The organism is Candidatus Thiothrix putei (assembly GCA_029972225.1).
Lineage (GTDB): Bacteria > Pseudomonadota > Gammaproteobacteria > Thiotrichales > Thiotrichaceae > Thiothrix > Thiothrix putei.
Genome location: CP124756.1, coordinates 2,430,596 through 2,456,585 on the forward strand (window position 1 = coordinate 2,430,596; position 25,990 = coordinate 2,456,585).

At 40.9% G+C, this 25,990-nt stretch carries 32 protein-coding genes and 4 pseudogenes; 33 read left to right on the forward strand and 3 right to left on the reverse strand.

Features of this window, described 5'->3' with window-relative positions:
- Positions 1–30: 30 nt before the first annotated feature.
- The 3 genes from QJT81_12440 to QJT81_12450 all read left to right on the forward strand — a co-directional run bounded on the left by QJT81_12440 (position 31) and on the right by QJT81_12450 (position 1,801).
- A complete protein-coding gene (locus tag QJT81_12440) occupies positions 31–603 on the forward strand; it encodes a recombinase family protein (protein WGZ92672.1) in 573 nt (190 codons plus the stop codon).
- 206 nt (positions 604–809) lie between these two features.
- Positions 810–1,382, forward strand: a complete 573-nt coding sequence (locus tag QJT81_12445; GenBank protein WGZ92673.1) for an AP2 domain-containing protein — start codon at positions 810–812, stop codon at positions 1,380–1,382.
- 26 nt (positions 1,383–1,408) lie between these two features.
- Positions 1,409–1,801: a hypothetical protein gene (locus tag QJT81_12450; protein ID WGZ92674.1), complete on the forward strand. Its 393-nt coding sequence runs from the start codon at positions 1,409–1,411 to the stop codon at positions 1,799–1,801.
- A gap of 619 nt (positions 1,802–2,420) precedes the next feature.
- On the opposite strand, the gene QJT81_12455 is transcribed toward QJT81_12450, so the two are convergent.
- Complete coding sequence (locus tag QJT81_12455) at positions 2,421–2,684, reverse strand: hypothetical protein (protein WGZ92675.1); 264 nt, start codon at positions 2,682–2,684, stop codon at positions 2,421–2,423.
- Positions 2,685–3,063: 379 nt separating this feature from the next.
- Between QJT81_12455 and QJT81_12460 the strand changes: the two genes are divergently transcribed.
- From QJT81_12460 to QJT81_12520, 13 genes and pseudogenes are all read left to right on the forward strand, one after another.
- Entirely contained in the window at positions 3,064–3,336 is a 273-nt protein-coding gene (locus QJT81_12460) for a hypothetical protein (protein WGZ92676.1), read from the forward strand.
- A 119-nt stretch (positions 3,337–3,455) separates the two neighbouring features.
- The gene (locus tag QJT81_12465) at positions 3,456–4,403 is read left to right on the forward strand and encodes an integron integrase (protein ID WGZ92677.1); all 948 of its coding nucleotides are present in this window, start codon (positions 3,456–3,458) and stop codon (positions 4,401–4,403) included.
- A gap of 318 nt (positions 4,404–4,721) precedes the next feature.
- Entirely contained in the window at positions 4,722–5,498 is a 777-nt protein-coding gene (locus QJT81_12470) for a hypothetical protein (protein WGZ92678.1), read from the forward strand.
- 152 nt (positions 5,499–5,650) lie between these two features.
- Positions 5,651–6,223, forward strand: a complete 573-nt coding sequence (locus tag QJT81_12475; GenBank protein WGZ92679.1) for a hypothetical protein — start codon at positions 5,651–5,653, stop codon at positions 6,221–6,223.
- 18 nt (positions 6,224–6,241) lie between these two features.
- Complete coding sequence (locus QJT81_12480) at positions 6,242–6,874, forward strand: SLATT domain-containing protein (protein WGZ92680.1); 633 nt, start codon at positions 6,242–6,244, stop codon at positions 6,872–6,874.
- A 270-nt stretch (positions 6,875–7,144) separates the two neighbouring features.
- Positions 7,145–7,555, forward strand: coding sequence for a PIN domain protein (locus QJT81_12485; GenBank protein WGZ92681.1), 411 nt, complete (start codon positions 7,145–7,147; stop codon positions 7,553–7,555).
- The gene (locus tag QJT81_12490; protein ID WGZ92682.1) at positions 7,552–7,755 is read left to right on the forward strand and encodes a hypothetical protein; all 204 of its coding nucleotides are present in this window, start codon (positions 7,552–7,554) and stop codon (positions 7,753–7,755) included. The genes QJT81_12485 and QJT81_12490 overlap by 4 nt, the downstream gene beginning before the upstream one ends.
- A 241-nt stretch (positions 7,756–7,996) precedes the next feature.
- Positions 7,997–8,407, forward strand: a complete 411-nt coding sequence (locus QJT81_12495) for a PIN domain protein (protein WGZ92683.1) — start codon at positions 7,997–7,999, stop codon at positions 8,405–8,407.
- A complete protein-coding gene (locus QJT81_12500) occupies positions 8,404–8,607 on the forward strand; it encodes a hypothetical protein (protein WGZ92684.1) in 204 nt (67 codons plus the stop codon). Before QJT81_12495 ends, QJT81_12500 begins: the two co-directional genes overlap by 4 nt.
- 43 nt (positions 8,608–8,650) lie before the next feature.
- A pseudogene (locus QJT81_12505) lies at positions 8,651–9,112 on the forward strand (transposase).
- A gap of 85 nt (positions 9,113–9,197) precedes the next feature.
- Entirely contained in the window at positions 9,198–9,488 is a 291-nt protein-coding gene (locus QJT81_12510; protein WGZ92685.1) for an IS66 family insertion sequence element accessory protein TnpB, read from the forward strand.
- Complete coding sequence (gene tnpB, locus QJT81_12515) at positions 9,488–9,862, forward strand: IS66 family insertion sequence element accessory protein TnpB (GenBank protein ID WGZ92686.1); 375 nt, start codon at positions 9,488–9,490, stop codon at positions 9,860–9,862. The genes QJT81_12510 and tnpB overlap by 1 nt, the downstream gene beginning before the upstream one ends.
- Positions 9,859–9,984: a hypothetical protein gene (locus tag QJT81_12520; protein ID WGZ92687.1), complete on the forward strand. Its 126-nt coding sequence runs from the start codon at positions 9,859–9,861 to the stop codon at positions 9,982–9,984. The genes tnpB and QJT81_12520 overlap by 4 nt, the downstream gene beginning before the upstream one ends.
- Here the strand turns inward: QJT81_12520 and QJT81_12525 are convergent.
- Positions 9,971–11,012, reverse strand: a pseudogene (locus tag QJT81_12525) (IS630 family transposase). The gene QJT81_12520 and the pseudogene QJT81_12525 overlap by 14 nt on opposite strands.
- 75 nt (positions 11,013–11,087) lie before the next feature.
- Here QJT81_12525 and QJT81_12530 point away from each other — a divergent pair.
- The 16 genes and pseudogenes from QJT81_12530 to QJT81_12605 all read left to right on the forward strand — a co-directional run bounded on the left by QJT81_12530 (position 11,088) and on the right by QJT81_12605 (position 23,674).
- Positions 11,088–12,584, forward strand: a pseudogene (locus tag QJT81_12530) (IS66 family transposase).
- Positions 12,493–13,221, forward strand: a pseudogene (locus QJT81_12535) (transposase). Before QJT81_12530 ends, QJT81_12535 begins: the two co-directional pseudogenes overlap by 92 nt.
- A gap of 93 nt (positions 13,222–13,314) precedes the next feature.
- A complete protein-coding gene (locus QJT81_12540; GenBank protein ID WGZ92688.1) occupies positions 13,315–13,731 on the forward strand; it encodes a hypothetical protein in 417 nt (138 codons plus the stop codon).
- Between the two features lie 100 nt (positions 13,732–13,831).
- The gene (locus tag QJT81_12545; protein ID WGZ92689.1) at positions 13,832–14,437 is read left to right on the forward strand and encodes a hypothetical protein; all 606 of its coding nucleotides are present in this window, start codon (positions 13,832–13,834) and stop codon (positions 14,435–14,437) included.
- The gene (locus QJT81_12550) at positions 14,434–14,895 is read left to right on the forward strand and encodes a hypothetical protein (GenBank protein ID WGZ92690.1); all 462 of its coding nucleotides are present in this window, start codon (positions 14,434–14,436) and stop codon (positions 14,893–14,895) included. Before QJT81_12545 ends, QJT81_12550 begins: the two co-directional genes overlap by 4 nt.
- Positions 14,892–15,392 (forward strand): hypothetical protein, encoded by a 501-nt coding sequence (locus tag QJT81_12555; GenBank protein ID WGZ92691.1) that lies wholly within the window; start codon positions 14,892–14,894, stop codon positions 15,390–15,392. Before QJT81_12550 ends, QJT81_12555 begins: the two co-directional genes overlap by 4 nt.
- Before the next feature lie 37 nt (positions 15,393–15,429).
- Positions 15,430–16,839 (forward strand): IS66 family transposase, encoded by a 1,410-nt coding sequence (locus tag QJT81_12560; GenBank protein ID WGZ92692.1) that lies wholly within the window; start codon positions 15,430–15,432, stop codon positions 16,837–16,839.
- A gap of 22 nt (positions 16,840–16,861) precedes the next feature.
- Complete coding sequence (locus tag QJT81_12565) at positions 16,862–17,188, forward strand: hypothetical protein (GenBank protein WGZ92693.1); 327 nt, start codon at positions 16,862–16,864, stop codon at positions 17,186–17,188.
- Positions 17,189–17,334: 146 nt separating this feature from the next.
- Entirely contained in the window at positions 17,335–17,910 is a 576-nt protein-coding gene (locus QJT81_12570; GenBank protein WGZ92694.1) for a hypothetical protein, read from the forward strand.
- A gap of 6 nt (positions 17,911–17,916) precedes the next feature.
- On the forward strand, positions 17,917–18,606 hold the full coding sequence (locus QJT81_12575) for a tetratricopeptide repeat protein (protein WGZ92695.1): 690 nt from the start codon (positions 17,917–17,919) through the stop codon (positions 18,604–18,606).
- A gap of 93 nt (positions 18,607–18,699) precedes the next feature.
- A complete protein-coding gene (locus QJT81_12580; protein WGZ92696.1) occupies positions 18,700–19,722 on the forward strand; it encodes a hypothetical protein in 1,023 nt (340 codons plus the stop codon).
- A 213-nt stretch (positions 19,723–19,935) separates the two neighbouring features.
- Entirely contained in the window at positions 19,936–21,876 is a 1,941-nt protein-coding gene (locus QJT81_12585; protein WGZ92697.1) for an NERD domain-containing protein, read from the forward strand.
- 382 nt (positions 21,877–22,258) lie between these two features.
- Complete coding sequence (locus tag QJT81_12590) at positions 22,259–22,669, forward strand: PIN domain protein (GenBank protein ID WGZ92698.1); 411 nt, start codon at positions 22,259–22,261, stop codon at positions 22,667–22,669.
- Positions 22,666–22,869: a hypothetical protein gene (locus QJT81_12595; GenBank protein ID WGZ92699.1), complete on the forward strand. Its 204-nt coding sequence runs from the start codon at positions 22,666–22,668 to the stop codon at positions 22,867–22,869. Before QJT81_12590 ends, QJT81_12595 begins: the two co-directional genes overlap by 4 nt.
- A gap of 118 nt (positions 22,870–22,987) precedes the next feature.
- On the forward strand, positions 22,988–23,455 hold the full coding sequence (locus tag QJT81_12600) for a hypothetical protein (protein ID WGZ92700.1): 468 nt from the start codon (positions 22,988–22,990) through the stop codon (positions 23,453–23,455).
- Between the two features lie 30 nt (positions 23,456–23,485).
- On the forward strand, positions 23,486–23,674 hold the full coding sequence (locus tag QJT81_12605) for a hypothetical protein (GenBank protein ID WGZ92701.1): 189 nt from the start codon (positions 23,486–23,488) through the stop codon (positions 23,672–23,674).
- Positions 23,675–23,831: 157 nt separating this feature from the next.
- On the opposite strand, the gene QJT81_12610 is transcribed toward QJT81_12605, so the two are convergent.
- Entirely contained in the window at positions 23,832–24,887 is a 1,056-nt protein-coding gene (locus QJT81_12610; GenBank protein ID WGZ92702.1) for a transposase, read from the reverse strand.
- Between the two features lie 583 nt (positions 24,888–25,470).
- On the opposite strand from QJT81_12610, the gene QJT81_12615 reads away from it, so the two are divergent.
- A complete protein-coding gene (locus tag QJT81_12615) occupies positions 25,471–25,923 on the forward strand; it encodes a hypothetical protein (protein ID WGZ92703.1) in 453 nt (150 codons plus the stop codon).
- Positions 25,924–25,990: the final 67 nt, after the last annotated feature.

A 25,990-nucleotide genomic window follows, 5' to 3' on the forward strand; every position in this document is an offset into this window, starting at 1 on the left:
ATAAAACCTATAGCCAAGGAAAAAAACAACATGGCCACTATAGGATATGCACGGGTCTCTACCATAGACCAAGACTTAACGATTCAATTAGAAAAACTACAGAACGCTGGCTGTGAGCGTACCTTCAGGGAAAAGAAATCAGGGACAAGCAGGGAATCAAGGGTAGAACTTGAATCATGCTTAGAGTTCTTATGCAAAGGCGATACATTGGTAATAACCAAGATTGACCGTCTTGCAAGGTCAACGCGGGACTTCCTGAACATTATGCACCAGCTCGACCAGAAAGGCGTAAGCCTTGAAGTGCTGGATGACCCTGTTGACGTAAAGTCAGAGCTTGGGAAGGCCATATTACCTATACTGGCTATCTTTGCCGAGATTGAGACTAAAAACAGAAAGCAGCGTCAAACTGCGGGAATCGAAAAGGCAAAAGCTAAAGGCGTTTACAAAGGCAGAAAGCCTACAGCGATGAGCCAACAAGCTGATGCCAAGAAATTGCTTGATGCTGGATTATCTAAATCCAAAATTGCCAAGATGCTGAATGTATCTGAGGCATCCATTTACAGGATGCTACCTGCTCAAGAAAAATCTCAGAAAGCTGCTTAATCAAAATGTTCTTAATTAACAATAGTTTATGAATTAATAATTAAGCAAATAATTTTTTATCTGCATTTTGGTATTTGAAAAAAAGCTCTAAATGTTGGTTAAAAATTAAAATCATTTACGTAATTTTTTGGAATGATTATTGCATAAGGACGCTTGGCATAATTATTGCGTAGATGACTAAGAAGACTCCTATAAAGGAGCAACAAATGTATAAAACGAATCTTCCTAATCAGGAATTTTTAAAATCTCTTTTTGACTATGATGCTGAACTTGGTGTCCTACGCTGGAAAGAATCCAGAAGAGGCACTGTTAAAGTTGGTGCTATCGCCGGATGTATTAACAAATCTACTGGCTATAGAGTAATCACGATTACTATTAATGGTAGAGCTAAAAGTTTTTTAGCGTCTCGATTAATCTACAAATGGCATAAAGGAATAGCACCAAATATTATAGATCACAGAGATCAAATTAGGTCTAATGATAAAATTGAAAACCTTAGGAATACTACCTCTGCGGGAAATAATAGAAACAAGAAGAAATCTTCTCGGAATACTTCTGGCTTTACTGGAGTCCATTGGGACAAAGCTAAGAATAAATGGCAAGCTCAGATAATGCTTAACGGCAAACAGAAACATCTTGGTTACTTTGACGATATTTTAGAAGCTGCACAAGCTTATAAAAATGCTCAAGCAGAATTGAATGCTGAGCTACCAAAGCATGAACGTTTTAGTCAACGTCATGGAAAAATAAGAACCGAATTACGGTTCGATTTACAATAATTACTTAACATATAAGGAAATATCTAATGAAAACAACTACTTATCACTTGGCACACGAAGAATTAATGCAAATAGCATCTACAGGAATGATTGGTTTTACTTTGCCAGAAGGCACTGAAAAGCTAATTGTGAAAACCGAAAAAGCTAAAGATGCTGTAAATCCTTTTTTAGTGGATTCATTCCCTCCTTTAGAAGGATTGCCTGAAAATGAAATCCCAGATTCATATTTTGATGGTGACATTCAGGCTTATATAGAAGTCAAAAGATTGATTCTCGAAAATGAATTGTCCCATCTATTGGCAACATCGCGCCAATTGGATTCTGCTGATGAAATCCTTGAAGAAATCGACAATTACAGAGAATCTCTGAATGTCTCGACTCCAAGTGTTCCTGATGATTTTGACAAAGCACCATTTTAATATATAATGTTTTTGTAGTCCCAGTATTGGCATTGTCTTCATTTCTCTTTGCTGATATTGGGGCTACTCCTCCAGACGTGTATTGATATGCTCTAAAAGCCTCAGGGATTTAAAAGTCCTTGGGGCTTTTTTATGACTATTACAATAGTCAATCTTTAAAGTTATCTCATTCTAAAAATAGCTGATAGTGGGACAGCATTAAAAGCTTTAAGGAAATTACTAATGTTTAAAATTATTATCCGGCGATTCTATTAAGTTATTGATTCTTAAGGATTAGACCTTGAATCATTGACCTAAAAAGAAAAGGAAACCCCTATTGTTCCTATGATAGATGTGATGCTTAACGCTTGCATATACGCAAAGGTCGGTTTGCTTCTATGCCGCTGTGATGGTTCTCTATGGCTCTGACAATGTGATTCTAAAGCCAATGATTATCCCTTGTATTTGCTGTTTTTAGCTAATCTCTGGAACTTTATGCTGCTGAGTGATGCTACCCTACATGACTGGTCTCTTAATTGCTTTAAAGTGGAAGATCAGCACACAACGATGCTTTGGCATTGGTGGATGCCGCCGCATCTTGGGACTGATTGAAGATTTTGAACAATAGGGGTGAACGGTCTTATGTTCGTGCTGCTTGTGCGCCTAATGCTTCCTTCATGCCGACTATCTGGGATTCAAGATCAGCAATTTTCTGGACTAACTGCTTATAGGTTGGCTTGTCCTTTGGTGCTGTCATGCCGAGAATCTCTTTCATTTTTGCCAATGATGGCTTTGGAATCTCTGGGTTTTTAATAGCGCACCATTCTTCAGGTGTTGCTTTCTCAGATTTGTAAAAATCTGCTTTGAATGCTTCAATTTGTTCATCTGTGTACTTTTTTGCCATATTTGATCACCTTTTTGTAGAAAAACATTAAAAAATTTAACGTCTCGCTTAGTCTGCAAACGTGGTGCAAATGGGTCAACTTTCTCTGACAAGTGGCTACACGTATAGCTTTGAGCAGTATCTATGTGTAAATATTTTAGCGAGATTTTTGTAAGTGATTGATATATAAATAAAAATCCTATAGTGGTTTTGAAAATTACATATATATATTTTTGAAAGCTGTAGTTCTGAAAATGATTCTAAATGGTATCTGATGCCCACACCCCTATTGATTACATCCTCGCTGACGACCTGGAGTGACTATATCGGTCATTCAAAACATGGGGGGAGTACTTCTGAAAGTGCCCCCACGGTGTCAAACTATTTGGAGAATATGACAATGGAACACAAATCAATTGCCTTGTGGAATAAAGTTCTTCCTGAAATTAACTTTGCTTCAGGTTTTAATCTCACTGAAGAAATGAAACTTGAAGCTGATAAGTTATTGCTAATATTGAAACGTGGCATCTTTAAATCCAATGATGAGAACGAAGCTTTAAAGCTGGTCTTCCAATATAACCATTCTGTTAATGAATTGGTTGCTCCTTTGTTTTCTCAGAACCTGAGCTATGGAATTTCTTACGAAGATTCCACAGAATCCTTCGGAAGCTAATAAGTCTCTCCTGAATTCTTCAGGAAAAACAAAGAGATACATCTTACTTACACGCCTAAGACGACTGATAGTAATCAATCGTCTCAGGCTCCTATTGTCCATAATTTGGAGAATACCCCATGTCCAAACTACTTGATGAAATTGCCTCTGTAATCCGGTTGCGCAATTATTCTTATCGGACTGAAGAGACCTATCTGATGTGGATTAAGAAATTTATCCTCTATCATAATAAGCTGCATCCTAAGGAAATGAACAGTTCTCACGTGGAAAGTTATATAAGCTACCTTGTGAATGTCCGTAGGGTCTCGGTGTCCACCAGTAAACAAGCCTTTAATGCAATTATGTTTATGTTTAATCAGGTGCTGAAAATACCACTTGATAGAATGGAGAACATTGCTAAAAGTAAAAAGCCTAAGAAATTGCCTGAAGTATTAAGCCAGCAGGAACTACGTGCTGTCTTGGAAAATCTGGAAGGTATGCACCTACTAATTTGCAAATTACTTTATGGCACGGGTTGCAGGCTTATGGAAGTCATGGAACTACGAGTCAAGGACGTTGATTTTGATAGAAATCACATAACAGTCAGGAACGGAAAAGGTCATAAGGACAGGATTGTTCCCTTGCCTATGGTTCTCAAGGAAGAATTACAGCAACACTTGGTGAAGGTGAAGAACCTACACGACAAGGATTTGAAGGATGGCTTTGGAACTGTGTTCCTGCCCCAAGGTCTTGAGAAGAAATACAATAGTAAAGATTTTGGGTTCCAGTGGTATTTTCCCAGCGGCAAGCTATCTGTGTGTCCTCAGACTGGGCTTGTTAGGCGGTGGCACTTCCACGAAGCATCTATACAAAAGGCTCTCAGAAATGCAGGAAAACAAGCAAAAATAACGAAGAATGTGCATCCTCATGTACTTAGGCATACCTTTGCAACCTATATGCTGGAACGTGGCACTGATATACGAACAATACAGAAGATTTTGGGACATACGAATTTAGAGACGACAAGCATCTATTTGCATGTGGTCAATATTGGAACGTCTGGTATAGTATCCCCGTTGGATATGTAATCCTGTGTCTACACGACTTCGCCCAACAGATTGGCACGAAACCGATACTCCGTAGCTATCTGGCTACGCCGATAAAGACCGCAAACATAAAAAATGGGGAGTTATTTGGACTTCAACTCGCAGGCAGTTTATCGTAGCGCATAGCGGAATACCTCAGAATACTTAAGATCTAACAATGGCTTACAGCAGTAAACGCCCCAGTGGTTCTTGTTGAAGTTCGGCAGTTGGGGAACTGCTGTGCTTCGATTATAGTGCTACAAGGGGCATTTCTGCTGAAGGCTTTAACGTTATGCCCATAAAACACAAAGGAGTGCCTCATTGAATATACGTGAGATTGCAGGACTTTCACCAAACTACTCAAAAATTAGTCGAGAGGAGCGTAATTATGCTGCTATTTTATTTGCAGTGTTATGTTTTCCAGATAATGCCCAGAGATTTTTAACAAAGTGTGGGTTTAATAAAGATATTAATTCTGACTTTGTTATATATTTCGAGTATGCATACCTACGTGATCTATGGAGCAAAATACAAGATGAAGAAACTAAAAAAAGAATTATAAGAAATAAACTAAAAATAAATAACATCGACGATATTTTAAACCAGCCACTTAAAGAGATTAATAAAAAATTTGGCGTGGGTGGCGAACCATCATCAGACTTTTTACAATATCCCGGCAAATGGTCAATTGCAAAATACAATAATAATTTCCTAGATAACGATGATTTTATAAAAATCTGCAAATTCAAATGGTCTTTTAATATAAAACCAGACATTGTTATTCATTTAGATAAAGATCATGCTATTTGCATAGAAGCAAAATATGAATCTGGCGAAGGTTTTTATCCGGGAACAGATGTAGAGAAAAAGATATTTAAAGACAGAGGCATTATTTATGTTGGTCAGATGGAGCTTCAAAAATATATGATGCAAGAACTACTTGGAGTAAAGACAGATTTTATGTTTTTAGTCTTTAACAAAGAGACAAGCACAACACATAAAGTTATAAGCTGGGCTGAGGCATTCAGCTTTGTCAAAATCGATCAGATGCCAGAATTTACAAAAGATATGATTGATAATATTTCAAAAAGAGCATAACGAGTGGTTCGACGACGGACGCGGTGACAGCCCGCGATTCTTCCCAATCTACTCCCCGCCGCGCCCGTCAACCGAGACGTTAGCGAATTAAATCAATCCTCTGCCTAATACCCTAAAAATCAATTTAAGATATAAAATACTTTGGAGTTTTTATGAAACAACTATTGGCATTTACATTTGTATTGCTATTTTTTAGTGCTTGTTCTTCTATGGAAACAAACATTAAAAACAGTAGTGATATAAAATTAAAGAAATATGCACCATATACTATTCAAGTTCGCACACCATCAAGCGACCTCTCACCTCTAATATATGAGTTTGCAGTCCAAGAATTTAGCAAATCTTTAGATATTGCTGAAAAAGAAAAAGGTAAAGGAACAATAGAAGTTACTTTTTCTAGCCAAGGAGAGAGTGCCTTCATAGGAACATCTTCAACTAATGCGCAAGCTTATAGTTCTGGTTGGTATACAGGTAACACATCTTATAACTCAAGTCGTATAACTGGACAAGCGAATACTATCACTTCAGGTGGGTCATTCACTTGGCAAAATAGTACATTATTTGTCGTAGTTAGAGATAGTGAAGGTCATCGTTTATATTCTGCTGATTATAAATATAAAGGTGGTTGGGAGTTATCTGGCTTCGTAGTTAATACGCCTGAAGAGGCGGCTCGACTTTGTATTGAGAGAGTTCATGAACAAATGATCAAAGAAGATATACTCTAAACTATTAGTTATACAATAATGAAATCACAACTAGAAAATTTATATAGACGATCTGGGATTACTAAAGAAAGTTGTTTTCAAGCTGGAAGACGACTTGATTTACATAACACATTATCACTTTGGTCATTAACAACTCTTGCTTTCAGCTTAATAGTTGTATCATTGATTACCCAAATATATGGTGCAAATAAATTCGTAGAGGAATATTCACGATTCCTTAATATTTCCATGACTGTTTTATCTATATTGGCATTAATAATCTCAGTAGTGGTTCAGAAAAGTGATTTTTCATTAAAAGCAGATAAATTTCGTCGACAAGCGATGGATATTAATGAATTAAGAATATCTTTCAAACATTTAATCGACAATAATGATCAAACAACTGATGACTTAAGAAAATTATATGAAGATAAAAGCAAAAATTACTCTGAAATACTAGAAAGAAATTTAATTCATGATCAAATTGATTACAATGTATCCAATACTCAAGGCATTGAGCACACATATTATTATATAAAGATGATTATTACAGAATTTTTAGGTTACTGGATTATCATTGCCCTAGCGCTATTTGTACTTTCATGGGCTAGTATAAATACATACTTTGTATCTATCGAAACACAAAATCAAAACACCATTAGCAGTTTATGATTTTTATATAAGAACACAACCTAAATCAATTAATTGCTAACGAGTGTTTCGACGACGGACGCGGTGACAGCCCGCGATTCTTAACAGCTTACTCCCCGCCGCGCCCGTCACACGAGACGTTAGATCACCAAAACCAAAAAAACCTATACGTTTTCAACAGCATAGAAGGATTATTCAAAAATAACAACAATTTGAGTGATGTGATATACTCAGAGGCTAATTTTTTTAATAGAGAACAGCTTAAAAATGAAGCTATATCTTGATAATTGCATGTTTAATCGACCATTTGATGATCAATCAAATCTCAAAGTATTATTAGAATCTGAAGCAAAATTAAAAATACAAGAAGATATTCGCTCAGGCATATACGATCTTATTTGGTCTTATATCTTGGATTACGAAAACAATAAGAATCCATTTAAAGAAAGAAAAGAACAAATTGGCAAATGGAGACTATATGCTCAAGCTGATATAGAAGAAGATGAAACTGTAATTAACCTTGCACAATCAATAAATCAGCTTGGCTTAAAAAAGTTTGATTCTTTACATATAGCTTGCGCTATCAAAGCAAATGCAAATTACTTTTTAACCACAGATATTGGCATAATTAAAAAAGCCAATCTTGTTCAAGCCATTAAGATAAAAGACCCAATTGATTTTATCAGGGAAGTGCTGGCATGATTACTGATACAGAGATAAGAGTAAAAGGGGTTCAAGTTCTTGCTCAATATTTAGGTGATATTGAGATGGAGAGATTTATAGCCCTTATTCAAAGAGAGCCTTTTGATTACACTAAATGGCGACAAAACATAGACGATGATGAGAGTATCGAGAGCATTAGCAAAAAGGCAATGCAATTAAGAGCTAATAAGATTAATTAAAATCATCTAACGAGTACATCGACGACGGACGCGGTGACAGCCCGCGTCTATCGCCCATTCTACTCCCCGCCGCGCCCGTCACACATGACGTTAGATCACCAAAACCAAAAAAACCTATACGTTTTCAACAACATAGAAGGATTATTCAAAAATAACAACAACTTGAGTGATGTGATATACTCAGAGGCTAATTTTTTTAATAGAGAACAGCTTAAAAATGAAGCTATATCTTGATAATTGCATGTTTAATCGACCATTTGATGATCAATCAAATCTCAAAGTATTATTAGAATCTGAAGCAAAATTAAAAATACAAGAAGATATTCGCTCAGGCATATACGATCTTATTTGGTCTTATATCTTGGATTACGAAAACAATAAGAATCCATTTAAAGAAAGAAAAGAACAAATTGGCAAATGGAGACTATATGCTCAAGCTGATATAGAAGAAGATGAAACTGTAATTAACCTTGCACAATCAATGAATCAGCTTGGCTTAAAAAAGTTTGATTCTTTACATATAGCTTGCGCTATCAAAGCAAATGCAAATTACTTTTTAACCACAGATATTGGCATAATTAAAAAAGCCAATCTTGTTCAAGCCATTAAGATAAAAGACCCAATTGATTTTATCAGGGAGGTGCTGGCATGATTACTGATACAGAGATAAGAGTAAAAGGGGTTCAAGTTCTTGCTCAATATTTAGGTGATATTGAGATGGAGAGATTTATAGCCCTTATTCAAAGAGAGCCTTTTGATTACACTAAATGGCGACAAAACATAGACGATGATGAGAGTATCGAGAGCATTAGCAAAAAGGCAATGCAATTAAGAGCTAATAAGATTAATTAACTGATGTTACGCAGTCCCACTTCTCCTCGACTATATTTCAGGTATGAACCAAACACGTCTTGACCTCTACACCGACTACCTGACCGTGACCTTTGGCTACGCCACAGCGACGGGCTTATCGCAACTATTGGATGGCGAGATCAGCCACGATGCGATCAGCCGCTTTCTCTCCGAACGGGAATACACCTCGAAAGACTTGTGGAAACAAGTAAAAAAGACCGTGAGGGAGGTCGAAGCAGCGGATGGCATCCTGATTTTCGACGATACGGTGCAAGAAAAGCCCTACATGGATGAAAACGACCTGATTTGTTGGCATTACGACCACTGCAAAGGTCGCAATATCAAGGGAATCAATCTGTTGAACTGTCTATATCATAGCAATGGCGCATCCATTCCCGTTGCATTTGAACTGATACGGAAACCGTTCCGTTTCTGCGACATCAAGACACGCCAAGAAAAACGGTGCAGCGATGTTACCAAAAATGAGCAAATGCGCTCCATGATTGTAAGCGACCATTTCAGCACGTCTAGCCCTCGCGATTTCCACGTCCTAAACTGGTTTCCAACCTGAACAACCGAAGGAAACCTCAATGAAACGCCCTCACCGCCGTGCCAGCGAATGGCAAACCCTCATCAGCCAATGGCAAGCCAGCGGCTTATCCGCCCCGGCATTTTGTGAACAGCACAGTATCGGTTACGCCAGTTTTTGCCAATGGCGGCAGCGTCTACGCTCCGCAGATGGCGTGGAGGAACCAGCCGTTCCCGCCAATACCTTCATCGACTTGGGAGCATTATCGGCGGGTCATGCCGCGCTGGGGCAAGGCTGGCACATTGTGCTGAGTTTGGGGAATGGTGTTGAACTACGCCTGAGCCAACGCTGATGTTTGCCCCCGCAGCCACCGCCCGCATCTGGCTATGCACCCAAGCCACCGACATGCGCAAAAGCTTTACGGGGCTGACCGCTTTGGTGAAAAACCAGTTAGGGCAAAATCCCCTGAGTGGGCATTATTTCGTGTTTGTGAACCTGCGTAAAACCCAGATGAAGATCCTCTATTTTGAACCCAGCGGCTATTGCTTATGGAGCCAACGCCTGGAGCAGGGGCAATACCGGGTGCAGCCGACAACCAGCGGGCAGCGCGAACTGACCCGGACGGATTTGCAGTTGATTTTGGCGGGCATTGAGGTGCAAAAATCCAGACAATTCAAGCGTTATCAGTATCCTGTGCAGCCACATTCTGGTACAATAAGCCCATGATTTTAAAGCTATCCACCCCGTCTGACACCAGCGTTCCCATGCCGCCGATTGTGGCGGAAATGCTGGCGTTGCGTGAGGAAAATGCTGCCCTGAAACAGGATATATACTTCAACCGCCCATAATTGCAGATTCCTCAAAGGTCTGAAAGTTGAGAGTCAGCAAGGAGTCCAAGGCTTTTTTATGCGTAGTGTGGGTTTGTGCCAAACAGGCATCAATGGCCTGCGCAAACGCGGTAAAGTTTTCATGGTAACGTGAATACAGGCATTCCTTCTTCACAAACTTCCAGAGGCGCTCAATCAGGTTCAGGTTGGGGGAATAAGCGGGTAGGAACAACAGTTCGATCCCGAGTGTTTGGGCGAATGTTTGTACCAGGCTACAGCGCTGGTAACGGGCATTGTCCATCACCAAGGTCACCGGGACATCCAGGGCCAATGCCTTGATTTGCCGAAGCAACTGACAAACACTTTGGGAGTTGATGTAACTGTCATTGGTCACGGTGACCAGTTCATGGGTGACTGCATTCAACGCACCGAGGACATTGTAGCGCTGGCGTCCGGCAGGGGCGCGGATGAACAGCCGGGTGAAACACCACAGGAACCCCAGAAACGGGGCCAGGACAAAATGGGCGGCGTCGACAAAGAAAACGGCGCGTTTTCCGGCCTTGGCCTCCTCAAGACGCGGCTCCAGCTCTTTTTTTAAAAGTCTCCTGGGCAGCAGGGTCGGCTTTCGCCGGTATCATCCCCACCTTCCTGACGGACAAACCCAAGTCATGCAGGAATAGCCGCACGGCTTCCCGCTTGAGTTCAAGGCCGGTTAAGCGCTGTATATCAGCGATCGCCTGACTGATCCGGGTCGGTGGATGCTTCTCAAAATGTTTCTTCAGGGGCTCACGGAAAGGTTCCAACCGGCGGGTTGGGCGACGGAAATCCAGTTGTTCCAAGGCAGCGATCCCACCTTGTTGGTAACGTTTCAAATAACGGGTGACCGTCGTTGAACTCACCTGTGCCAGCCGTTCAATGTCCCCATGCGCCATTCCCTGGCTTTTTAGCCACAACACTTCCATCCGTTGGCGGACGCGAGGGTGGGCATGGCGGTAACGCCCCTCATTCAAGGCGGTTTGATCGGATTCGCTGAAGTCTATCTGGATCATGGAAAGGACGACCGGTTGCCAATAACAGCCGTACTTTGCTTGAGGGCTTCTCATTATTCAACAGCTATTCACGGGCAAAGTATAGCTGAATTGAAACGCCAATTGGCGTGGTTCAGGCAACATGTCTTTGGCAGCAAATCGGAAAAGCGTCCGGTTGAGATACCGGTGGCGCAGTTGCCGTTGTTTGCCCCCGCAGTCGCCCCAGTTGCCGCACCCGAGGGTGAAAGCATTACCGTCACCTACCAACGCGGCAAAGCCCCCAAGCTGCGCCCCGATGACTGCGTGAATGACAGCGGGTTACGCTTTACCGCCGATGTCCCGGTCAAGGTGATTCACCTCACCCCGCCGGAACTTCAGGGGGAAGAGGCTGACCAGTATGAGGTGATCGGCACCCAGGTGACTCATCGGGTGGCGCAACGCCCTGCCAGCTACCTGATCCTGCAATACGAGCGCCCCGTCATCAAACGCAAGGGCAGTGCTTCGGCTTCGCTCAGCAACCCACCGCTTCCCAGCCCTGCACCCGCCAACGTGCTGGAACGTAGTGTCACCGATGTCAGCTTTTTGGTGGGGATGTTGGTGGACAAGTTCCAGTACCACCTGCCGTTGTACCGCCAGCACCAACGCCTGACCCAAGCGGGGATCACCCTCAGCCGCACGACGCTGACCAATGCGGTGAAACGTGCCATCGACCTGCTCAAACCCATTGCCGAAGCGCAACTCGCCAGTGTACTGCAAAGCAAGCTGCTGGCGATGGACGAAACCCCCATCAAAGCCAGCCCCGCAGGCAACGGCAAGATGAAGCAAGGCTACTTCTGGCCGCTGTACGGGGATCAGGACGAAATCGTCTTCACCTTCTCCGCCAGCCGTGGGCGGCAACACATTGAAAAGACCCTTCGCCAACAGTTCAGCGGCACACTGCTCAGCGACGGTTACCGTGCTTATGCCAGTTACGTCAACGCCAATGACAAGATTACCCATGCCCAATGCTGGGTACACAGCCGTCGCACCTTCATTGCCGCCGAAACTACTGAACCACAAGCAGTACGCCAAGCCCTTGACACTATCGCGGCACTCTATCAGCACGAAGCCCAGATTAACGAGAAAAAACTCGACGGGGAAGCCAAACGTACCTACCGCCTCACCCACAGCAAGCCGTTGGTCGACCAGTTCTTTGAATGGTGCCAAACCCAATTACAACGTACCGATTTAGTCCCCTCCAACCCGCTGACCAAAGCCCTTGGTTATGTCATCCGCCGCGAACACGAACTGCGCGTGTTTCTGGAAGATCCCGACGTGCCAATGGATACCAACCACATCGAACGCGCCCTGCGGCCCATCCCCATGGGCAGGAAAAACTGGTTGTTCTGCTGGACAGAACTCGGCGCGGAACACGTGGGCATCATCCAAAGCCTGATCACCACCTGCCGCCTGCATGACATTAACCCGTATGTCTATCTGATGGATGTTCTGTTGCGCGTTAGTGAGCATCCCGCTTCTCAGGTGCAAGACCTTACGCCAAGATGTTGGAAACAACGGTTTGCGGATAAGCCATTGCGCTCGGATTTGTTTGCGGATATCAACGACGGGCTAGAATGACCGTTTACCCATGATTGACACCTGCATTCAAAACCAACTGAAATTTTCATGGGTGTTGAGCGACATTTGGTTCGCCTCCGCCGAAAACATGGAACACATCAAGGAGAAACGGCAAAAGGACTTCATTATGGCATTGAAAAGTAACCGATTAGTCGCATTAAGCGAAAAAGATCGGAAGGAAAACCGTTACACACGGCTCGACCAATTGGCATGGACAGAACAAAAAGCCATCACGGGCTACTTGAAGGGACTAACATTCCCCGTCAAACTCGCCCGGCAAATCTTTACGAACAAAGACGGCAGTAGCGGCATTTTGTATCTGGTTTGTAGCAAATTGGCGGCAGAGTGGGACGAAATCACGACAACCTACCAAAAACGGTGGAAAGTCGAGGTCTTCCATAAATCGCTCAAATCCAATGCGGCGTTTGCCAAATCCCCTGCACACACCGCTAGAACACAAGCGAATCACCTATTCGCTTCCATCGTCGCCGTATTCAAAATGGAGTGTTTGACCATCAGCAAGCATTTTAACCACTTTGCCTTGCGTTCAAAGCTCTACGCGAAGGCAATTCGGGTCGCTTTTGATGAGCTACAGGTGCTTAGGGCTGCGTAACATCAGTAATTAAAATCATCTAACGAGAACATCGACGACGGACGCGGTGACAGCCCGCGTCTATCGCCCATTCTACTCCCCGCCGCGCCCGTCATGTTGACGTTAGCCACATTCAAAATGATTGCTCTCAAACTATCGCTTGATGGAAAAGCACTAATTACCGCCGGAGTGGAAGACTGGTCGTTAGTCAGGGCTGAGGTCCTGGCAATGCGTAACGAACCAGACTCGAAGGTTCGAGACGGATATATAGAGTTGTCTTCTGGTGGCCTGACGCTTCCTAATGAGGAAGATATTCGTCACCACTTTCGGTGGCCAAAACTCGATCTCAAAGTTGGCAGCGTCGTCACCATCGAGGTTGTCGAAACAATAACCCCAACGCCACCCAAAAAGCGTTACCGCTCAGACTCTAAGGTTCAGGAAAGTCCTTTTACTGAGGACGAAATGCGGCAGATGCGTTACCAAGACTACTTAGCTCTCAAAGCAGAGTTTGAGAGTGGCTCTAATGGCTAACAAACGCTTCGAGCCGACCGCCCAAAAGCTACGCTTTTGGGTTCCCTCCGCGCTGCGCGCTCCGGCGTCGGCTCAAGCTGCACGTTAGACTTAATATCTCATGGACTTAAAAAAAGCTTTCTTAGATAATTGGGGACGTGAAAATGAAGATTTTTACCCAAAAACGACTCCCAAAAACCATAATTTTCATCAACAAAACATAAAGGATAATTTAGTGAATCAGTCCGATCTTCAAAAAATTCTTGACGACGTTTTCAGCACTTCAGAGATAGACTCTAATGCAAAAGCCGCACTTATAAAAACTATAACCTTACGAGTTGGTCAGTATACTGACCTTACCAATTTAAAAGCCAAGCTGGCGGTATTATATGAATATGAGAAAAACTATCTTGAACTAATAAAAACATATAAAGAAGAAATTAAGTTTGCAGGCTCTTTACAAGAAGACTTGAGAAAAGAAAGAGCCAAATTCTTTTCTGAAACATTAAAAGAGGTTTCAAGTGCATTAGAGTCATCTCAAGTTGACACTAATGTAGCATCTATTTGGCTAAAAGAGTTAGTCGATAGCTATACTAAAAGTTTAGACTTAAGTAGTGGTTTAATTGAAGAGAATACTCTTGATATGATAGGGAAAATCAGAAGAGAAGCAAAATCTGAAGCAAAACAAGTCAGTATTGATAACACTGGAAACTCTCCAACAAGATGAGTCGTGATGAGTTAAAAATATTACTAGCAATTTTTAAAAAAGCAAGAGAGAGTCTTGTCGATGATTTTAAAAGTGAAAATATAGAAATATATGACGCAATGTTTCGTTATGAAGAAAACAAAAAGTTAATGCAAATTTCTATAGATAAGTACTTTATGTCTTGGCTAGACTCTCATTTTAACATATTTGATAAATTACCCGATACAATTGTTTCGGATGATTTTATAAAAAAATTCATGGGGCAAATGCTTGCTTTGATTAGTAAGAATGAAACATCTATTAAAAACAATGATGTAATTTTTATTGAATTATTAAAAGAAAAAAAGGAGATGCTAGGTGCGCTGCTATCAGTGGCTAATAAAGCAGATGCAAACTACAAAAAGTTAATATATATACATCAAAAAGACAATGCTCTATTTAACCGCGAGCTTTTAAGATTGGAAAGAGAAAAAAGATGAGTATTTTAGATAAATTAGCAAAACTTGGTGATATTATTTTAAAGCCTATTGAAGTATTAACCGATTGGACAAGAGAACCACTAAAGAAACGAGAACACGAAAGACATGAGACAACTAGACAAAGGCAACATGACCGTGAAGAACAAGCAAGAAATTCAGAACATGAAAGAAATGTTGAACTCGAAACATTAAAAATAAAAACTGACTCAGAAATTAGAATCAAAGAAAAAGAGTTAGATTCAGAGCTTAGAATAAGAGAAACCGAAGTAGAAGCAAATTTAACGATAAAAAAAGAAACTGGAATTAAAAAAATCCTTATAGAGCTTGATGAGTGGAAAAAAGATCAAGAAATTCAAAGAATGGAAAGAGTTTCAGAAGCAATAATGCGCTATCAAGAGCAATTAACAAAACTAAATGTTAATGCAACTAATGCTATTGGTCATATGCAATTAGAACTGAGAGAGCGTGCGCAAGAATTAGTATATGATAAAACGTAACTACTCAGTCTCCTAAAAAATCAGCTACACTATCGATATGAACCAGCTACCCCGCCCAACACGAGAAAGTCTCCAGCAGTTAAGCCACGCCGAATTGGTGGAGTTAGTGTTGACGCTGTTTGACCGCATTGATCAGTTGACCGCCCGCGTGAATGAGCTGGAAGCACAGCTCAACAAAAACAGTAAAAATTCACACAAGCCCCCGTCATCGGATGGACTGAAACGCCAACCCGCACAGCCGCGTCAGCTTGGACAACGCCCAAAAGGTGGTCAGCCAGGTCATAAAGGGCATAGCCTCGTGATGCACCCATCACCCGATCACGTGGAATATTACGGTGTTGCCGGGCATTGCGACTGTGGTTTGCCGCTAACCGAAGCCCTGATTGAGACAGGTGAATGTCGGCAACAGTGGGACATTCCCGAACCCCAAATCGTGGTCACGGAACACCGCCAACTGATTTGCACGTGTGGTTGTGGCAAGGTTCATAAAGGCGAGTACCCGGCAACACTCGCCCCTTACATCAGTTACGGCGCACGTTTAAAGGCCTATACGGTGGGTTTGGTACAAGGTCATTTCATTTCGCTGTCACGGGCAAGCGAGATTGTATTCGACCAATACGGTGTTAAGCCTTCCGATGGCAGTGTGCAGCACTGGATCGGTCAGGCGAGTGAAAACCTGACGGCCACTTATACAGCTATTCAGAACACCATTAGTAGCAGTGACGTGGCTCACTTTGATGAAAGCGGAATGCGGGCGCAAGGCAAAACCCAATGGTTGCATGTAGCCGCAACACCCGAAGCCGTTTACTACACTGCCCATGCACGGCGCGGATACGAGGCCATGACAGCGGCGGGAATCCTGCCGGTATTCCAAGGCGTTGCGGTTCATGACCATTGGAAACCGTATTTCCGCTTTGATCAGGTGGTACACAGCCTTTGTGGGGCGCATCTGCTGCGGGAGTTGAACTACTTTGATGAAACCCTCAAACATCAATGGCCTGCACAACTCAAACAGGTGTTGATTGATGCTAAGACCGCAGTAGCTCAAGCAAAAGACGCGCAACAAACGGCATTGTCACTGGAGCAAATGACTGAACTCAAGCAACGTTATGACCAATGGGTGAATCACGGACTGTTGATTTTCCCTGAACAACCTAAAATCAACCCTAAACAAGGCAAAGCCAAACAAGACCCCGCCAGAAACTTGTTATGCCGTCTACGTGACTTCAAGGATTCGGTGTTGCAGTTCATTCAGCGGTTTGATGTACCGTTTGACAACAATCTGGCTGAACGAGCCGTTCGACCCGTCAAAGTTAAACTCAAGGTGGCGGGTGGATTCCGCGCAATGGGCGGTGCGGAGGCTTTTTGTGTTATCCGTTCCGTGTGGGAAACCGACAAGCTTCAGGGGCGAAATCCGTTTGAGTCTCTCAGAGCGGTTTTTGGATAGACTGAGTAGTTACGATAAAACCTTGAAATATAAAGAACTTCAAGATTTAGCATTAGAAGAAGCCATGAAAGACTTAGCTAGAATTGAAAGTAGTTTTGAAGGAAATGAAATTGCAAAGAAAATTTTAATTAATGCAGTGGATAAAAAACTATCTAATATTATTGATACAGCACAAAGTTTCTTAATTGAGTTAAATAATGATATTAAACTTTTAAATCAGAGCATAAGTCAACTAGCAGAGAAAGGACAACTATTCATAGAAAATCACTTGGCGCATTTTCATGTGGCTGAGCTATCACTTGATGACAAACAACTAATTGAACAGCAACCAAAATTGATTAAGCATTAAAGAGTCTAACGAGTGTGTCGACGACGGACGCGGTGACAGGCCGCGACTCCAACCACCCTCCTCCCCGCCGCGCCCGTCACACGAGACGTTAGATTGCAAAACCCGACCAAAGCATCCTCAAAAGACTGAAAAAGGAAAAATTAATAATGAAATTAATCAAGCATTTCTCCAAGATATTGCTTGTCTTTATTTTTCCAATGATTTTAAACATAGCTATTGCAGAAGATCTCATCAAGGAAGAAATAAATACTAGCAGTGCTAATGAAATTAACCAGCAAAAGTATAAAGAACTTCAAGATACAAATACAAAACTTCTAGAAGAATCTAAGACAAATATCGAATTAGCATCAAAGATTATTGACTGGTCTGCAATGATTTTTTCAGCACTAGCAGTCTTGTTTATTATAGCTGGAGCTGTAGGGCTAAGAGAATTCTCAAATTTCAAAAATATCAAAGAAGCAATGAGTGAGGAAATATCAAAAATTAGAAGTGAGATAATACAGATACAAAGTACAAGACAAGAGGTTCAAGATGAACTTTCCTTATTAAAAAACAAATTGAGAAAAGAAAGTGGCGATATATTTAAAACAATCTATCTATTAAATGAGGCAATATCAAGTTTTAATACTGGCAGTTTGCAACATGCAATTAATATGCTTACCGATATATTAACTATCAATCCAAACGACTATGAAGCCACCTGCTTACTTGCACGCTGTTAAGTACTTATGCAAAAGTTTTTCGGAAAAACCACCCCTTACAAATCAATCGGTTACGATTGCAAAGTTCCGAGTAACTTATGCCTAAGTACTTACAGCGGACAAGAAAAACATGAAAAAGCTATTGATATAGCTCAACTTGCTGTAAGTCTTTCGGCCACCCCCTACAGAGCATTTTATATTATGGCTGAAAGTTATCGCAGAATGGAAAAATATGACAATGCTATCGAACAACACAAAAAATCATTAGAATTAGCAAAGAGAGCACCTACCCAAAATAGTTTGGCTTACTGCTATTATAAAAAGAAGAACTTTATAACTGCTGAAGCTGAATTTAGAAAATCACTTGAAATATCTCGAAATCCTACTGCCGTAATAGGTGTAGCCAAATCTCTATTAATGCAAGACAACTACGAAAAAGCCTGTGAATATTGTCATGAAGGCGTTGTCCTAACAAAAGAAGAGATAGAAAGGGGGACTACTTTAGTATGGTCATACTACAATATAGCAACAGCATATCTTATTCTTAATAAAAAAGAAAAATGCATTGAAGCCATTAATAAGTCAATATTCATTACAAGTAAAAACAGAGCACAAATTCGAGAACAAGTTTATGATTATGAATTAATGGCAAATAACGAAAATATTAATCAAGACTTAGCAAAAGAATGCATCGACCTTTGGAAGATAGCAATCTAACAAGATTCTCGACGACGGACGCGGTGACAGCCCGCGATTTTTAACGACTTACTCCCCGCCGCGCCCGTCATGCTGGACGTTATACCCACTAAAATGAAGCTATCATTTCAAGTATATAAAAATACAAAAACCAAAATAGAATCATCTATTTTTGATTTAATTTCGGGAGACGGCGAAACAAAACAGACTAAAGGATTAGCATATCTTTTTTCACAAAATCACAGGTTTTGTCTGGCTTTTTTAAATAAATTTTGTCAAACAAGAAGTTCATATCTTAATGAAAAAGATATTTTATCAATTAAAATAATTGCAGAGGCTTTTACTTCATCAGGCAAAAGAATTGATATTTTAATTCTTATTAAAAAACCGAAATTAAACATAGCTTTTGTCATTGAGGCAAAAGAAGTAAATATTTCTACTTCTTTAAACAAAATAAGCAAACAAATTAACTTTTATAACAACCACGAAGAGCTAAAACTAAACAAGAGCTATGAGTTAAAACCCATAATTATTACAAAGTATAAACATATAAGCAAAGATACTACATCAGTTACTTGGACAGAAATAACATCTCTTATCTCAATATTTCTGACAAAAGATATAAACAATAATAAAATTATGATGGATTACTATAGTTTTCTAATCGGAGTATCAAAAGAGATGAATTACTATGAAAAAGAAGTTCTTTCAATCCCTGCCGGAAAAAGTATCGACTTTGTAAAAAAGCATTTAATATATGAGTGTCCAAACACTACACCATATAATTATAAGAAGTCTATTTTTATATGTTTCCGAGAGTCTGGCGGTGGACAAATGGATATGTTATATAAACTTGATGAAATAGTAATATTCGATAGAGCAGATGAAGATAGCACTGATAGATTATATGATTTAGACTTAAATAAGCGAACAATCGAACGATTAAAGAATTATATAGCTGACACAAACTATCAACATAGTTCAGATGTTGAGAAAAAACTATATATTCTTTCAGAAAATAAAAATATAAAATTAAAACACTTGCCTCGCCCGGAAAGAAATAATGCCAAATACACATATTACTCCCTGCATGAAATTTTAGGAAAAGAAATAGTAACTCCAGAATCAAAAGAGTAAATCAAATTATGATATTAAACAGCTTAAGTTTATAAGAAACAACTACTACTAAAAACATAAAAAAGTATAACGAGCACATCGACGACGGACGCGGTGATAGCCCGTGACTCCGTTTTGATTACTCCCCGCCGCGCCCGTCAACCGAGGCGTTAGCTTTTGGTAGGCTCACGGTTCTATACATAAATCGACGAAAAAATTTGAAGTGATTGGAAAATGGCTATTATTTGCCCCGACCTAGAAAATATTCAGCGCCTTAAGGTTCCACCAACCCACGGGGAATTGCATTTGCTAAGTTTTCTCAAAGATAACCTTGATGACACCTATGAGGTGTTTTTTAATCCCTACCTAGATGGCGATAGACCTGATTTTATTATCTTGAAGCAGCATTGCTCCGCGTTCATAATTGAAGTCAAAGACTGGGATTTAAAAAATTATGAAATTACAGAAAATAACAAGTGGAAAGTTTTTGATGGTTATAAATCATCAAACAAAGCATCGCCGCAATCTCAAGCTTTTCGATATAAAAAGAACCTTTACGACTTGCATTTGCCAGTAGTTGGCTTATCAAGACTCACAAACCCAAACTTTTATAATCTGGTTCACTGCTTTGTATATTTTCACAGTGCAGATAAACGTGAGATTGATTCACTTTACTCTCCAGCAGAAGAAAGGCAGAAAGAGGAGCAGTCGAGACTAAATCAGGCTGTACAGGAAAAGAAAATAGCTTTTGATTCTTACGAGAAGGCAAGTGAGTTCCTAGCTCGAAAGAAGCGCAATCTGCAAAGAGATAAAAATATGTCTTTTGGTCATGATCGACTAGCTCACCTGGTGAAAAAGATCAATCAAAATTCTAAACATGTGCTATTTGACGATAATGTTTATCGGGATTTCAAGCGAAGATTTAACCCACCTGAACATACTCTAAATCAAGGAATACCAATCAAATTTGACAATAAGCAGTTATCTTTAACGAATAGTGAAAAGAAAAAAGGAAAAATAAAAGGTGTCGCTGGCTGTGGAAAAACATCTATTTTATCTCAGCGTGCTATAAATGCCTTTCAAAGGCATAATTCAACTGTTCTTATATTGACATTCAATATTACACTAAAAAACTACATCAGAGACAAAATTAGCGATATTCAGGGAAATAGAGATTTTTCATCTTTTGAAATATCCAATTATCATCAATTTTTCAACTCTCAAGTCAATAATACGGGGCAAGATTTCGGTGAGTTAATTGAAAAGTATGGAATAGAAAAACTCTATCTTGTCGATGTCTTTCAAGGCATTGATGTGGCGAAGTATCAAACAATTCTTATTGATGAGATACAAGATTATCAATCCGAATGGGTCAAGATCATTCGAGATAATTTCCTTCAAGAAGATGGTGAGATGATTCTATTCGGAGACGAGGCTCAGAATATTTACCAAACGGACTTTGCTAGGTCTCCCGTGATAGCCCAAGGTTTTGGGCGGTGGACTAAGCTTACTCGATCTTATAGAACGAACTTGGATTCTCCTCTAAATCAGCTATTTAAAGATTTTCAACTAAAATTCCTTGTCGAAAAGCATTCAGACATAGAATTAACTGATGTAAGACCCACTCAAATGAGCATCGGATTTAGTTTACTAAAATATGAGGAGACTACAGTGGATGGATGGAAAGAATTAGTGTTTGAATCAATAAATAGCTATATCAGAGGTTACGATTTACACCCAAATGATATGGTTATTTTATCTTCAAAAATTTCGCTGGTTAGGCAGTTAAACGAGTTATGGATAAAAGGTGAGAAAACGCACTGCATGTTCGAAACGTATGAAGAGTTAGCTGCGTGCACAAATAAAAGTGTAGATGAAATAAATAAGTTAAATGAAAAAGAAATAAACACACTTGTAAATCAAAACAAAGAAGATGTCGAAAGGGTTAGACGGGCAAAAAAGAACCATTTTTATGCAAATAGCGGTTTAATAAAGCTTTCTACTATTCATAGTTATAAAGGGCTTGAGTCAAAAACTGTTTTTTACGTGATGAGCGAGGATGATGATCCAGAAATCGTATATACTTCGATAACGCGCTCCTCAGAGAATCTCGTGGTTTTTGATGTTGGGAGTAATAACAAATGCTCTAGTTTTCTGAAAAATGCTATTAATTGACATCGCAAAAGAAAGCTAGCAAGCCACTAGTATCAGACAAAAAATTTGTATAATTGATGTCAACCCAATTTTTCAGGGTTTTGACGATATGCCGTGCTAACCAAACGTATACAAAGAGAAGATAATTTTAATAATTTCAATTGATTGGCTAACGAGTGTGTCGACGACGGACGCGGTGACAGCCCGCGACTCCGGTCATTCGACTCCCCGCCGCGCCCGTCACACGAGACGTTAGATCACCAAAACCAAAAAAACCTATACGTTTTCAACAGCATAGAAGGATTATTCAAAAATAACAACAATTTGAGTGATGTGATATACTCAGAGGCTAATTTTTTTAATAGAGAACAGCTTAAAAATGAAGCTATATCTTGATAATTGCATGTTTAATCGACCATTTGATGATCAATCAAATCTCAAAGTATTATTAGAATCTGAAGCAAAATTAAAAATACAAGAAGATATTCGCTCAGGCATATACGATCTTATTTGGTCTTATATCTTGGATTACGAAAACAATAAGAATCCATTTAAAGAAAGAAAAGAACAAATTGGCAAATGGAGACTATATGCTCAAGCTGATATAGAAGAAGATGAAACTGTAATTAACCTTGCACAATCAATAAATCAGCTTGGCTTAAAAAAGTTTGATTCTTTACATATAGCTTGCGCTATCAAAGCAAATGCAAATTACTTTTTAACCACAGATATTGGCATAATTAAAAAAGCCAATCTTGTTCAAGCCATTAAGATAAAAGACCCAATTGATTTTATCAGGGAGGTGCTGGCATGATTACTGATACAGAGATAAGAGTAAAAGGGGTTCAAGTTCTTGCTCAATATTTAGGTGATATTGAGATGGAGAGATTTATAGCCCTTATTCAAAGAGAGCCTTTTGATTACACTAAATGGCGACAAAACATAGACGATGATGAGAGTATCGAGAGCATTAGCAAAAAGGCAATGCAATTAAGAGCTAATAAGATTAATTAAAATCATCTAACGAGTACATCGACGACGGACGCGGTGACAGCCCGCGTCTATCGCCCATTCTACTCCCCGCCGCGCCCGTCACACATGACGTTAGTTTTACAAATGAGGCTTCATTCCAATGGCATTATTCTCAAAAGAAAATATTTCTTTGGTGCTTTCCATACTTGCAATTCTTATTTCAGTTTGGCAAGCCAGCATATCAATATGGCAAACAAATATAACAAAAACACATAACGAAACATCAATAGCCCCTGATCTATCAATTGATTATGATGATAAAAATGGAAAATTTGGAATTATCAATAAAGGGTTCGGGTCAGCAAAATTCGGTGATTTGTATGTTATAGTAAATAACAAAGAAACAAAGATTAATAATAATAATGAATTCAAATACATCACAAATTCATTAGACATATCGGGAGAATATACTACAACTTTTCTAGGGACTAAAGAACCTATAGCAAAAGATGAAAACATCCCCATATTGGAATACAAACCACAAGAAAACCCAGGGTTAAAAAACAAGATAAGATTCAGATTTACTTACAGCGATTACTATAATAATCAATACGAATATCCAGAATGATTTTCAAAACATCAAGAGATTGATAAATTGATGACTTACAAATACATTGTATTATCTTTAATTGTTTTATCATTTCCAGTTATTGCTTTTGCAGAGAGTGGGCGTTTCACAGAGACACATAACAAAGCAAGTAATGAAGTTGATAAAAATAAAATCCCAAACAAATATGGAGCGACTTGCAAAATCCGACAAACTGAGTTGCTCAATTTTCAGCATTGACCGAACGCCGCATATTCAGCCGATTTTTTACTCAATTTGACCAACGAAACCTGAGCTTTTTCAGTTTTACCGTAACTTTTGCTAAATTTCACCCATACCGATGCGACTGCTCCTGTTTTTCAGTCAGTCTTCCCGTGTTTTTTCAAACCCAGTCGCTTTATAACAAGACACGCATCAGTTGATCAGCACTCAACACCAAAATCCCAAACATCAAGTGGCTGTAAACTTTTTGCGCACCTTGCACCCACACATTCCGACCACCAAATTCATCCTTCAGGCGGGCATTGGTTCGTTCTACGGTGCTGCGAATTTTGTAACGCTCGGCATCAGCAGGTTCAAACGCTTCTTTCTGTCCGCCGCGAGGATTGTGATCAATCAGAGGGACATGCCCCAGATGACGGCTGTATTCGTGCAAATCAGCACTGCAATAGGCCGCATCCATCAGGTCGTAGAGACTGGTGACACGTTGGGCACTGATTTGAGAGAGTGGGATGGCTGCCCCGCTGTCGTGAAAGGAGGCGGAAGACAGAATGGCTGCTATCGGGACACCACAATCGGCGGTATCGATATGCAGTTTGTAGCCGTTCCAACTGTGCTTGTAGCCTTGGGCATTCTTCTTCGTCCCCCGGTTACACTGAACCGGTATCTCATCGAGTGCTTGCTGAAGTGACTGTTCCCGTTGGCGCTGAATCCGTGTTTGCCCTTGTTTTTTCTTTGGCTTTTCCTCGGCAACAGGCCGTTCACGTGCCTCAATGGCTGTTGAATCCCGACACAGGTGGCCGATCAGCGCATCGCCCAAATACGTTTTCACCAACGTTTCATGCACACGTTCCGCTAAACGCTGTTCAGCAAATTCAGCGAAGGCACGTGAAAAGGTGGATTCGGAAGGCAGTTTCTTGGTCAGGGGAAACCCGCAGATGCGTCGCAGGGAGCGATCGTTTTGCAGCCGGTCAATGAGTGCTCGCGTATTGACAATATTGAGCACGCTTTTGGCGACAAAAGCATTGGCAAACCAAGATCGCTCCGTCGCTGGCCGTCCAGACCCATCACGAAAAGAGCGCACAAAATCTTCAATGCGCGTCAGCTCCAGTACGTGAATGAGCTTTTCAAGCTTGGGGGTCAATGTGCCAAAGGCATCATTGAAGCAAGGCAGTATTTCAATTTGCAGCAAACTCCAGCGTTGTGCAATCAGGGCGCGTTCGGTAGAATTCATAGCGTGGGCTTAATGGTTGTTTTGACGCTTCTATTATCGCCGAAAACGGCAGCCCACACTTCTTTTTTCCTTCAGATGAAGGAAGGTTCACGCTGAAAATGTAATTTTGCAAGTGGCTCAGCCAACAAGTCATTCGACGACGGACGCGGTGACAGCCCGCGATTCTTACTTTCTACTCCCCGCCGCGCCCGTCAATTCAGACGTTGGCGTGGGGCAAAAACAAAAAGCATCGCCAGATTGAGAGCGTTTAAAAAGATGGGATTTCCCTTGCCGACAAAATGCGGTGGTTACGATTATTTGCCCAAAGAGGTGGTTGCTTGATCGTTCACGGTGCGCTGATGCGTGATAGACAACGCCAACTTGAGCGACCGAAAACAGAGAGTTTATCCATTGCCGACAAAGTGCGGTGGCTACGTTGATTTACCAAGATTGGTGGTTGCTTGATCGTTCACGGTGCGCTGATGCGTGACAGGTCGTGCCAGATTGAGCGACCAAAATAGAGAGATTATCCATTGCTAACAAAATGCGGTGGTCATATTGATCTACCGAGATTGGTGCTTGCCCAATCGTTCACAGTGCGCTGATGCGTGACAGACAACACCAAGCCCCAAAAACTGAAAAATTTGGACTGTTGCCCCTGAAAAATACCATGGGCGCATTCCGCTTCCACTTCTGGAGCCGTTACCTGCCGCGCCATTCCCGGCGACCTACCGCCAATCGGCATCTCAAAGCCCCCCAAGCACAGCACCTCCCCACGGTGGTGGCCTGCTGGCAGGCAATGGAAACCTTTGTGTTGTGTGCCTGCATCGCCACCGGTTTGCTACAACTGTTTTCCCTCAAGTACCATGAGGGGCTTTGGAAGCAGCAGGTCTTGTATTTGCGCACCCGTTCCCGTGAATTGCCTTCCGAGAACACCGTGCGACAGATTTTAGCACCACTACTGGCACGGCAATTACTGCGCTCTCCCCCCAAAGCCTTCTGGTGGCGAATTAACGCGGCCGTCAACGGCGATGAGGACGATGATAGGCAAACATGAACCGCTAACAGCGGGAAAATACCCATAATCAAGGTGTTAAAACAGCAGTTCAGTAAGGCTGCTGCCT

Coding starts and splice junctions, on each gene's coding strand:
- QJT81_12475 (WGZ92679.1), top strand. CDS start 5,651: ATGAAACAACTATTGGCATTTACATTTGTATTGCTATTTTTTAGTGCT.
- QJT81_12545 (WGZ92689.1), top strand. CDS start 13,832: ATGGACTTAAAAAAAGCTTTCTTAGATAATTGGGGACGTGAAAATGAA.
- QJT81_12605 (WGZ92701.1), top strand. CDS start 23,486: ATGACTTACAAATACATTGTATTATCTTTAATTGTTTTATCATTTCCA.
- QJT81_12575 (WGZ92695.1), top strand. CDS start 17,917: ATGCAAAAGTTTTTCGGAAAAACCACCCCTTACAAATCAATCGGTTAC.
- QJT81_12495 (WGZ92683.1), top strand. CDS start 7,997: ATGTTTAATCGACCATTTGATGATCAATCAAATCTCAAAGTATTATTA.
- QJT81_12550 (WGZ92690.1), top strand. CDS start 14,434: ATGAGTCGTGATGAGTTAAAAATATTACTAGCAATTTTTAAAAAAGCA.
- QJT81_12610 (WGZ92702.1), bottom strand. CDS start 24,887: ATGAATTCTACCGAACGCGCCCTGATTGCACAACGCTGGAGTTTGCTG.
- QJT81_12490 (WGZ92682.1), top strand. CDS start 7,552: ATGATTACTGATACAGAGATAAGAGTAAAAGGGGTTCAAGTTCTTGCT.
- QJT81_12450 (WGZ92674.1), top strand. CDS start 1,409: ATGAAAACAACTACTTATCACTTGGCACACGAAGAATTAATGCAAATA.
- QJT81_12455 (WGZ92675.1), bottom strand. CDS start 2,684: ATGGCAAAAAAGTACACAGATGAACAAATTGAAGCATTCAAAGCAGAT.
- QJT81_12560 (WGZ92692.1), top strand. CDS start 15,430: ATGAACCAGCTACCCCGCCCAACACGAGAAAGTCTCCAGCAGTTAAGC.
- QJT81_12460 (WGZ92676.1), top strand. CDS start 3,064: ATGGAACACAAATCAATTGCCTTGTGGAATAAAGTTCTTCCTGAAATT.
- QJT81_12440 (WGZ92672.1), top strand. CDS start 31: ATGGCCACTATAGGATATGCACGGGTCTCTACCATAGACCAAGACTTA.
- QJT81_12585 (WGZ92697.1), top strand. CDS start 19,936: ATGGCTATTATTTGCCCCGACCTAGAAAATATTCAGCGCCTTAAGGTT.
- QJT81_12485 (WGZ92681.1), top strand. CDS start 7,145: ATGTTTAATCGACCATTTGATGATCAATCAAATCTCAAAGTATTATTA.
- QJT81_12445 (WGZ92673.1), top strand. CDS start 810: ATGTATAAAACGAATCTTCCTAATCAGGAATTTTTAAAATCTCTTTTT.
- QJT81_12580 (WGZ92696.1), top strand. CDS start 18,700: ATGAAGCTATCATTTCAAGTATATAAAAATACAAAAACCAAAATAGAA.
- QJT81_12600 (WGZ92700.1), top strand. CDS start 22,988: ATGGCATTATTCTCAAAAGAAAATATTTCTTTGGTGCTTTCCATACTT.
- QJT81_12615 (WGZ92703.1), top strand. CDS start 25,471: ATGCGTGACAGACAACACCAAGCCCCAAAAACTGAAAAATTTGGACTG.
- tnpB (WGZ92686.1), top strand. CDS start 9,488: ATGTTTGCCCCCGCAGCCACCGCCCGCATCTGGCTATGCACCCAAGCC.
- QJT81_12570 (WGZ92694.1), top strand. CDS start 17,335: ATGAAATTAATCAAGCATTTCTCCAAGATATTGCTTGTCTTTATTTTT.
- QJT81_12590 (WGZ92698.1), top strand. CDS start 22,259: ATGTTTAATCGACCATTTGATGATCAATCAAATCTCAAAGTATTATTA.
- QJT81_12500 (WGZ92684.1), top strand. CDS start 8,404: ATGATTACTGATACAGAGATAAGAGTAAAAGGGGTTCAAGTTCTTGCT.
- QJT81_12465 (WGZ92677.1), top strand. CDS start 3,456: ATGTCCAAACTACTTGATGAAATTGCCTCTGTAATCCGGTTGCGCAAT.
- QJT81_12595 (WGZ92699.1), top strand. CDS start 22,666: ATGATTACTGATACAGAGATAAGAGTAAAAGGGGTTCAAGTTCTTGCT.
- QJT81_12520 (WGZ92687.1), top strand. CDS start 9,859: ATGATTTTAAAGCTATCCACCCCGTCTGACACCAGCGTTCCCATGCCG.
- QJT81_12480 (WGZ92680.1), top strand. CDS start 6,242: ATGAAATCACAACTAGAAAATTTATATAGACGATCTGGGATTACTAAA.
- QJT81_12555 (WGZ92691.1), top strand. CDS start 14,892: ATGAGTATTTTAGATAAATTAGCAAAACTTGGTGATATTATTTTAAAG.
- QJT81_12540 (WGZ92688.1), top strand. CDS start 13,315: ATGTTGACGTTAGCCACATTCAAAATGATTGCTCTCAAACTATCGCTT.
- QJT81_12510 (WGZ92685.1), top strand. CDS start 9,198: ATGAAACGCCCTCACCGCCGTGCCAGCGAATGGCAAACCCTCATCAGC.